We start from the raw sequence: 7,121 nt of genomic DNA on the forward strand, positions 1-7,121 counted from the left end.
TCGGGGTTATAAACTCTTCCCCCGCCGGCGTGATGACAACCTGCACTTCCGCACCCCGTTTTACCAGTCCGCGAATAATGTAACACGCCTTATATGCAGCGATACTACCCGTAATTCCTAAAACTATTTTTTTACCTTTCAGCATGAAAAGATTTATGATTTATGAATTATGACTTATGAGGGATAATGTGATTTATGAATTGTGATTTTATGAATTATAATTCATAAATCATCTCATTTTGTGATCAAATTGCTCATCTCCCTCAACCGGATTTTCGTAAGCATGGCTTTGGTATTGAGTGTAAAGTCACTGTTCAGAATCCAGCTATAATACCCCGGATCTTTTTTCAGCACTTCGCTTACCGACTGCCCTTTGTACTTACCGAAGTTGAAAACTTCCACTCCGTTGTCATCATAAACCATTCGGCCGGCAAAGTCCACATTTTTGTTAAAGCTGGAATAATCGGCCAGATAGGCTATGTCGTTTTGCAACTCCGGATAACGGTCAAGCTGCGCTTTCAGTACCTCATAGGTAGCACGCGTATCAGCTTCGGCCGTATGCGCATCTTCCAGATTCTTCTCGCAATAAAACTTGTAAGCAGCCGAAAGGGTACGTTGCTCCATCTTGTGGAAAATCACCTGAACATCCACAAACTTACGCTTGCTAATGTCTATATCGACACCGGCACGAAGAAATTCTTCCACCAATACCGGCACATCGAAACGGTTGGAATTAAATCCCGCCAGATCGGCTCCTTCAATGTCATAGGCAATGTTTTTGGCAACCTCCTTGAATGTGGGACAATCCGCTACATCGGCATCATAAATGCCATGAATGGCCGAAGAAGCTTCGGGAATGTGCATTTCCGGATTGATACGCAAGGTTTTAGCCTCTTCATTGCCGTTAGGATATACTTTGAGATAACAAATTTCTACGATCCGGTCTGTGTTGATATTGGTACCCGTTGTTTCCAGATCAAAAAAAACAATAGGGTTCTTTAGGTTCAATTTCATGCTTAATTTAGTTGAAAGTTGAAAGCTTATTTAGTTGAGAGTTGAAAATTGAGAGTTGAAAATTAAAAGTCAACCACACTATCATGCTGCATAGTAACTTTCAACTTTCAACTCTCAACTTTCAACTGCATTTAGTCGTTTAGCATCATCGGCATCAACAACATGAGCAGGTCTTCGTTTTCTTCCTGTTCCACCGGCACTACTACGCCGGCGCGTGAAGGATCTGCCAATTCTATCACCACCTCTTCTGCCGAAATGTTGTTCAGAATATCAATCAGGAATGTCGATTTGAAGCCGATACTCATCGGAGCACCCGCATACTGGCATACCTGCGTTTCTTCGGCCGAAGTGGAAAAGTCAATGTCTTGGGCGGAAACTACAATTTCATTTTCCTGAATACGTAGCTTGATCAAGCTGCTTGCCTGTGACGAGAAAATGGACACACGACGCAAAGCACCGATCAGTTGCTGACGGTCCACCGTCACCTTGTGCGGATTATTCTGCGGTATCACCGAGTTGTAGTTCGGATAACGGCCTTCGATAAGACGGCATACCATACGGTAGTTTTCAAGCGTAAACACGGCATTGCGTTCGTCGAATTCGATAACAACCATCCCGCTTTCCTTCGGCAACAGATTCTTGAGCAGCGTAGCCGGTTTTTTAGGCAGGATAAAGGCGGCACGCTCATTTCCACGGGCAGCCAGCGTTTTACAACGTACTAACTTATGTCCGTCCGAAGCCACCATCGTAATGTCTTCGGTAGTAATATCAAAATAAATACCATTCATCACCGGACGTAATTCATCATCTGCCGTAGCAAACACACTCCGGTTGATTCCACCCAACAGAATCTGTGCGTCCATTTCCACGCGTACGGCATTGTCCCCCAACACTGCCGATTGAGGAAATTCATCGGCATTCTGCCCCACAAGGCTGTATTTTCCGTTCTGATACTGCACTGTTATTTCGTATGTTCCGGTATTCACATCGAAAGTCAACGGCTGTTCGGGAATCTCCTTCAAAGCATCGAGCAGGGTTTTGGCAGTCACGGCAAAACGGCCGTTCATGTCACTTTCATTGACTTCGATAGAAGTTACCATCGTCGTTTCGCTATCGGAAACGGTCACAGACAACGTTCCGTCTTCCAGTTCGAAGAGGAAACAATCCAAAATAGGCAACGCGTTTTTTGAGTTTATCACACGGCTGATGGCCTGTAAATGGCTGAAAAGCGCAGTACTTGAAACGATAAATTTCATATATTTCCGAATGTTTAATTTTTAATTTTATTAATGCACAAAGTTACGAAAAAAGATTGGGGTGCACCAACAAAACAAAAGAAAAAACACAGGGTTGTATTTCGAATATTCCTAAAATATCGTAACTTCGCCGCAGAATTAAAAATTATCACAATGGAATTTACAGGAAAAATTATCGCTATACTCCAACCCAGAGGCGGAGTTTCTAAAACCGGGAACGAATGGAAATCCCAGGAGTACGTTATCGAAAACCACGACCAGTATCCGCGCAAAATGTGTTTCGACGTATTTGGCGCTGACAAAATAGAACAATTCAACATCCAGATGGGCGAAGAACTTACCGTGTCTTTCGACGTCGATGCACGCCAATGGCAAGACCGTTGGTTCAATAGTATCCGCGCTTGGAAGGTAGAACGCGTAGGAGCAGGAGCACCGATGACTCCGGGAGCACCCGTTCCTCCTCCGGCACCGACAGCTGCACCGGAATTTATTGCCGGCGACGCCAAAGACGACCTGCCGTTCTAAAAAAGAAATTACCAGCAAGATTTCAAATCGATCCTAAGAAAACGGGATTACTTGGAATACCAGAAAACCGAAGGGGATGAATCAAAACTCCCCTTTTATCGAAATCACCCTCGCTACAACTGCTTGAGCTGCACTCCTAAAGTTTTATGTCCAACTTTTGGGGTGCAGTTCAGCCTGTGGCGAGGGTGATTTTTAGTTTATGAGAATTTCATCAATCGTTCGTATCCCTTCGACCATCCTCCATTTTCCGGAACAAACACCGGACTATAATTTCGTCAAAAGCCAGAGGAATTTCGAAGTGACTTTTACTCACCTTTGTACTGCAAAACCACATTCGGATAAGCCACCCCATCCGTACAGGAAAACTGGGCGGAAAGGACAAAATAACGGAAGAAATCCGGATTACGGAAAAAGAAGCTCGGGAGCAAACGGACATAGCTCTCGGGCTGCACAAACATATGTTCCAGATCGGCCACAAACATAAAATTATACACATCAGACAGGCCGACTATGCTTTCCCTGTAGCCAGGCATCCCTTCCAGTATCTCCCCCTTATCCAAATGCCGGACATAACAGGAAAGACTCTCCGCATCAGGGGCCAGTAACAAGCGCCCGCCATACAAGCATGCATAAGTATGCAAAGACGATGAAGCAATACCTGTCAGTTGCGCAAACAATGTATTGCGGGGCAATAAATATACGGGATAAGCTCTGGACGGAGTATAACAAAAAGTTACAGCCGGACCGGATACAAATTTCCGCTCGTGCGGACAATTATCAATCAATATCTTAAGCATCTGCTCGGCTCGCACTGCATCCCGAACCGAAAGACTTGCAACTGCAGCCGGATACTTCGTGGTATCATTGTATGCAAAAAGACAGGTTGTCATATCGTGCAAGGCATGTTCTTTCAGATAGGCCGCAAATGCCTCGTCATAAACCCCGACAGAATCGGCAGACATCATTATATCACCCGCAGGATTCCGATCATTGGCAGCAAAATCGAGGGCAGACTGCAAATCACTAATCGATCGCTGGTTAAAAAAGAAAGTCGTCACAGGAAGAATCTCCCCCGGAAATCCCTCAAGAGATTGTTGCCGGCGCAGCATATTCATAAAAGTCAGGCAGGTATCCGTGTCATGATTGACACCCGAAAAATAAACAGCATCGCCATTCAACTTCATATCAAATTCTACCCAGCCCCCAAAAGGTGTCTGCTCCTGTGCATCATCCTTCATTTTTCCCATATCAAGTGAATGCACACGAGTATAAATAGTGGCAGCCGCATTGTTTTTTTTCGCTGCACGCATATCAGAAAACACCGAATCTCCGAGCAGTGACTGCCCCGACAGACGTGCGTCGATCACCTCTTCGACCAGCTTTTTCTGATAACTCGCCACTAAAAAATCAGAAGTCAGATAACAGGCAAGGAAGTCATCGCCCGGCAATGGATAAATACGTATCTCTTCACCTTTGTAATCGAACATTTTAGAAGGAAACGTACTGGAACAATATTTCTTTATGAACTTTCCGATCAACTCGTAATCACCCGAACCGAGCGCGCAATAAAGCACTTGATTACGGTCATTGTCCGGCTCATGGAAACTGAGCAACACCTTGCTCATCTGCCGGCTCAATCCGTGCGGAGTTTCTTCAAGAAGTGTATAAAGATGCGATTTCAGACAGGAAAAGATTTTAGAAATATACAGAAAATGGTTGTCCTTGCTACAAGTCAGTTCATCTATATCTTGTATCAAGGCAGTCATATTATCTGTTTCGAGAACCCCGACCGCACTGGGCGGAACCAAAGTATAAAGTTCAAATTCTTCTTTATTTTCTGCGGCCGACAACTTAAAAAAAGAGAACACCGCAAAACCTGTACACAAAAGCGCGACAGAAGTAGTAATCGAAATTTTTACCAAAGTACGAAGCTTCATAATATTGTTGTTTTACCGGCTACGGACAAAAGTAATAATTTCCATAAAAAAACCAAAACTTCTGCTAAATTATTTCTAATCCGTCAAATGCAAAATGCACATGGGGAGGCAACTGTTTTTCAACTTCGGCCTGTAATCCGATATGATGACTCATATGGATGAAATAAGTTTCTTTGGCCCCAATCCGCCGCGCCACTTCGAGGGCTTCCGCCAGACTCTGATGCGTAGGATGAGGAGCAATCCGGAGCGCATTTACCACGAGAACATCAAGATTGCATAATTGTTCATAAGATTCGTCGGGCATCGTGAGCATATCCGTAATATATCCCATATTTTCAATACGATACCCTAAGATGGGGAGCCGTCCGTGCATCACCCGCAAGGGAGTCACCGAAGTGCGGTTTATCCGGAAAGTCCGGCCGGGCTCAATCTCCTGCAACGGAATATTGGGCACGCCCGGATAGTTATGATTTACAAAACAATAAGGCATGCGGTTTCGCAGACGTTCGGCCGTATATGCCTCGGCATAAATGGGCACTTCACCAAAACGACAGAAAGGACGGAGATCATCCAATCCTCCCACATGATCATAATGTTCATGGGTGATAAGTACCCCATCTATCTTTTTGAAAGGAAGTCCGAGAACCTGCGCACGAAAGTCAGGACCGCAATCGATCAATATACGCGCATCATCCGTCTCAACCAAAGCAGAAGTACGCAGCCGGTGATCTCGCGGATCGGCAGAGGTGCAAACTTCACAAGTACATCCAATTTCGGGTACTCCGGTAGAAGTACCGCTTCCTAATATCGTTACTTTCATACTTAACCAAGCAGCCTCTCCCCAACCCTCTCCGTGGGAGAGGGGACTAAGTTAGTTTTGCGACTAATCAGTAGACAAGAGTATCTCCTTGCTACCTCTCCTGCGGAGAGGATTGGGGAGAGGCTTTAATTTATTAGTTTTACGTCAAACAAAGTTTACTTCCGGATGAATATCCACCCCGAACTTTTCATGTACGGAAGCCCGTACGGCATCCGAAAGAGAAATAATATCTTTTCCTGTGGCACCGCCACAATTCACCAACACCAACGCCTGCTTGTCGTGTACAGCAGCAGGCCCCAATGCCTTTCCTTTCCAGCCGCACTGGTCTATCATCCATCCGGCAGGAATTTTCACCCGACCGTCAGCCAATTCATAGAAAGGCATGCGCGGATATTCCTTCTGCAGAGCTTCAAAACATTCTCTGTCTACAATGGGGTTCATAAAGAAACTACCGGCATTTCCCAGCACTTTCGGATCAGGCAGTTTACTTTTCCGAATATCGATAATCACGCGGCGTACCGTTTCTAACGTTATCTCATCATACTTTGTCAACTCCTGACGAATAGTGCCGTAATCCAACGTATAATGTTCCCGTTTACTTAACCGGAAACAGACATACGTTACAAAAACATCTTTCATCTCCGCAAATTTGAAAATGCTTTTACGATAGGCATATCCGCACTCATCCACAGAGTAAACGCGCTCTTCTCCCCGGATGTTCATCGTGATAACAGAAGTTATCAAATCCTTCGCTTCCACTCCATAAGCACCGATATTCTGCACCGCGCTTGCTCCCACCTCTCCGGGAATAAGCGAGAGGTTTTCGGCTCCATACCAACTGCGACGTACACATTCCGCCACAAAGTCATCCCACTCCACACCCGCACCTACACGTACCCGGACTTCATCATCCGTCTCACCGATGATTTCTATCCCCCCAATACAGGAATGGAGCACCGTGCCCGGATAATCTTTTGTAAACAACAGGTTACTACCGCCGCCAATATGTAGGTAAGGCTCGGATATAAGCCCTTCGGCAACCATCCTGCGAAGTTCGTCCACCGAATGATATTCCAAAAAACAAGCGGCTTTCACATCAATGCCAAATGTATTATGAGCTAAAAGAGAATAATTTTCTTGTTTCATAACTTTTATAGGGTTAATCCTGTAACAAAGAAACAGGCCGGACCGACGGCAGGGGTTCTGAGGACAGGCGCACAAAATTAATGAAATTATTCTATTCTTTCTTTTGTCTTGATACAAAAGAAAGAATCAAAGAAAAAATCAAGGCTGCATTTCCTTCGCTACTGCACTACGGTAAAAAGCTAAAGGGGCTCGAACTCGCTTCGCTCAGACAATCGCCCCTTCTTACGCTTTTTACCTACGTTCCGTTTGACGCGAAGGAAATGAGGCCGGGAAACCTTGCGGCGTGAAAGCAATCTCTTCAGTACCGAAAATAATCTTTCCATCACCGAAAGCAATCTCTTCAGCACTGAAAGCAATCCTTCCATTACCGAAAGAATCCCTTCAGCACTGAAAGCAATCTCTTCAGCACCGAAAGCAATCTCT

Annotated in this window: 7 protein-coding genes and 1 pseudogene (1 of these 8 only partly in view); 1 reads left to right on the forward strand and 7 read right to left on the reverse strand. The window is 45.0% G+C overall.

Features of this window, described 5'->3' with window-relative positions; all coding sequences use genetic code 11:
* The 3 genes and pseudogenes from coaBC to dnaN form a co-directional block, all read right to left on the reverse strand.
* Positions 1–145: pseudogene (gene coaBC / locus QVP90_RS16130) on the reverse strand (bifunctional phosphopantothenoylcysteine decarboxylase/phosphopantothenate--cysteine ligase CoaBC) (it extends 1,085 nt beyond the left edge of the window).
* Positions 146–234: 89 nt separating this feature from the next.
* The gene (locus QVP90_RS16135) at positions 235–1,014 is read right to left on the reverse strand and encodes a 3'-5' exonuclease (RefSeq protein ID WP_021937007.1); all 780 of its coding nucleotides are present in this window, start codon (positions 1,012–1,014) and stop codon (positions 235–237) included.
* 131 nt (positions 1,015–1,145) lie between these two features.
* On the reverse strand, positions 1,146–2,270 hold the full coding sequence (gene dnaN, locus QVP90_RS16140; protein WP_005930939.1) for a DNA polymerase III subunit beta: 1,125 nt from the start codon (positions 2,268–2,270) through the stop codon (positions 1,146–1,148).
* A gap of 153 nt (positions 2,271–2,423) precedes the next feature.
* Here dnaN and QVP90_RS16145 point away from each other — a divergent pair, with 153 nt between their 5' ends.
* Positions 2,424–2,795 carry a DUF3127 domain-containing protein gene (locus QVP90_RS16145; protein WP_025819990.1) on the forward strand — a complete coding sequence of 124 codons (372 nt, stop codon included), beginning with the start codon at positions 2,424–2,426 and terminating at the stop codon, positions 2,793–2,795.
* A gap of 305 nt (positions 2,796–3,100) precedes the next feature.
* On the opposite strand, the gene QVP90_RS16150 is transcribed toward QVP90_RS16145, so the two are convergent.
* From QVP90_RS16150 to QVP90_RS16165, 4 genes are all read right to left on the reverse strand, one after another.
* Positions 3,101–4,732 (reverse strand): DUF3352 domain-containing protein, encoded by a 1,632-nt coding sequence (locus QVP90_RS16150; protein WP_007481985.1) that lies wholly within the window; start codon positions 4,730–4,732, stop codon positions 3,101–3,103.
* A 64-nt stretch (positions 4,733–4,796) separates the two neighbouring features.
* The gene (locus QVP90_RS16155; protein ID WP_005930930.1) at positions 4,797–5,552 is read right to left on the reverse strand and encodes an MBL fold metallo-hydrolase; all 756 of its coding nucleotides are present in this window, start codon (positions 5,550–5,552) and stop codon (positions 4,797–4,799) included.
* A gap of 144 nt (positions 5,553–5,696) precedes the next feature.
* Entirely contained in the window at positions 5,697–6,698 is a 1,002-nt protein-coding gene (gene murB / locus QVP90_RS16160; protein ID WP_005930927.1) for a UDP-N-acetylmuramate dehydrogenase, read from the reverse strand.
* Positions 6,699–6,877: 179 nt separating this feature from the next.
* Positions 6,878–7,121 (reverse strand): hypothetical protein (locus QVP90_RS16165; protein WP_288204850.1); only part of this gene is annotated, 244 nt, incomplete at its 5' end.

The organism is Bacteroides sp. CAG:189 (assembly GCF_000432295.1).
Lineage (GTDB): Bacteria > Bacteroidota > Bacteroidia > Bacteroidales > Bacteroidaceae > Bacteroides > Bacteroides salyersiae.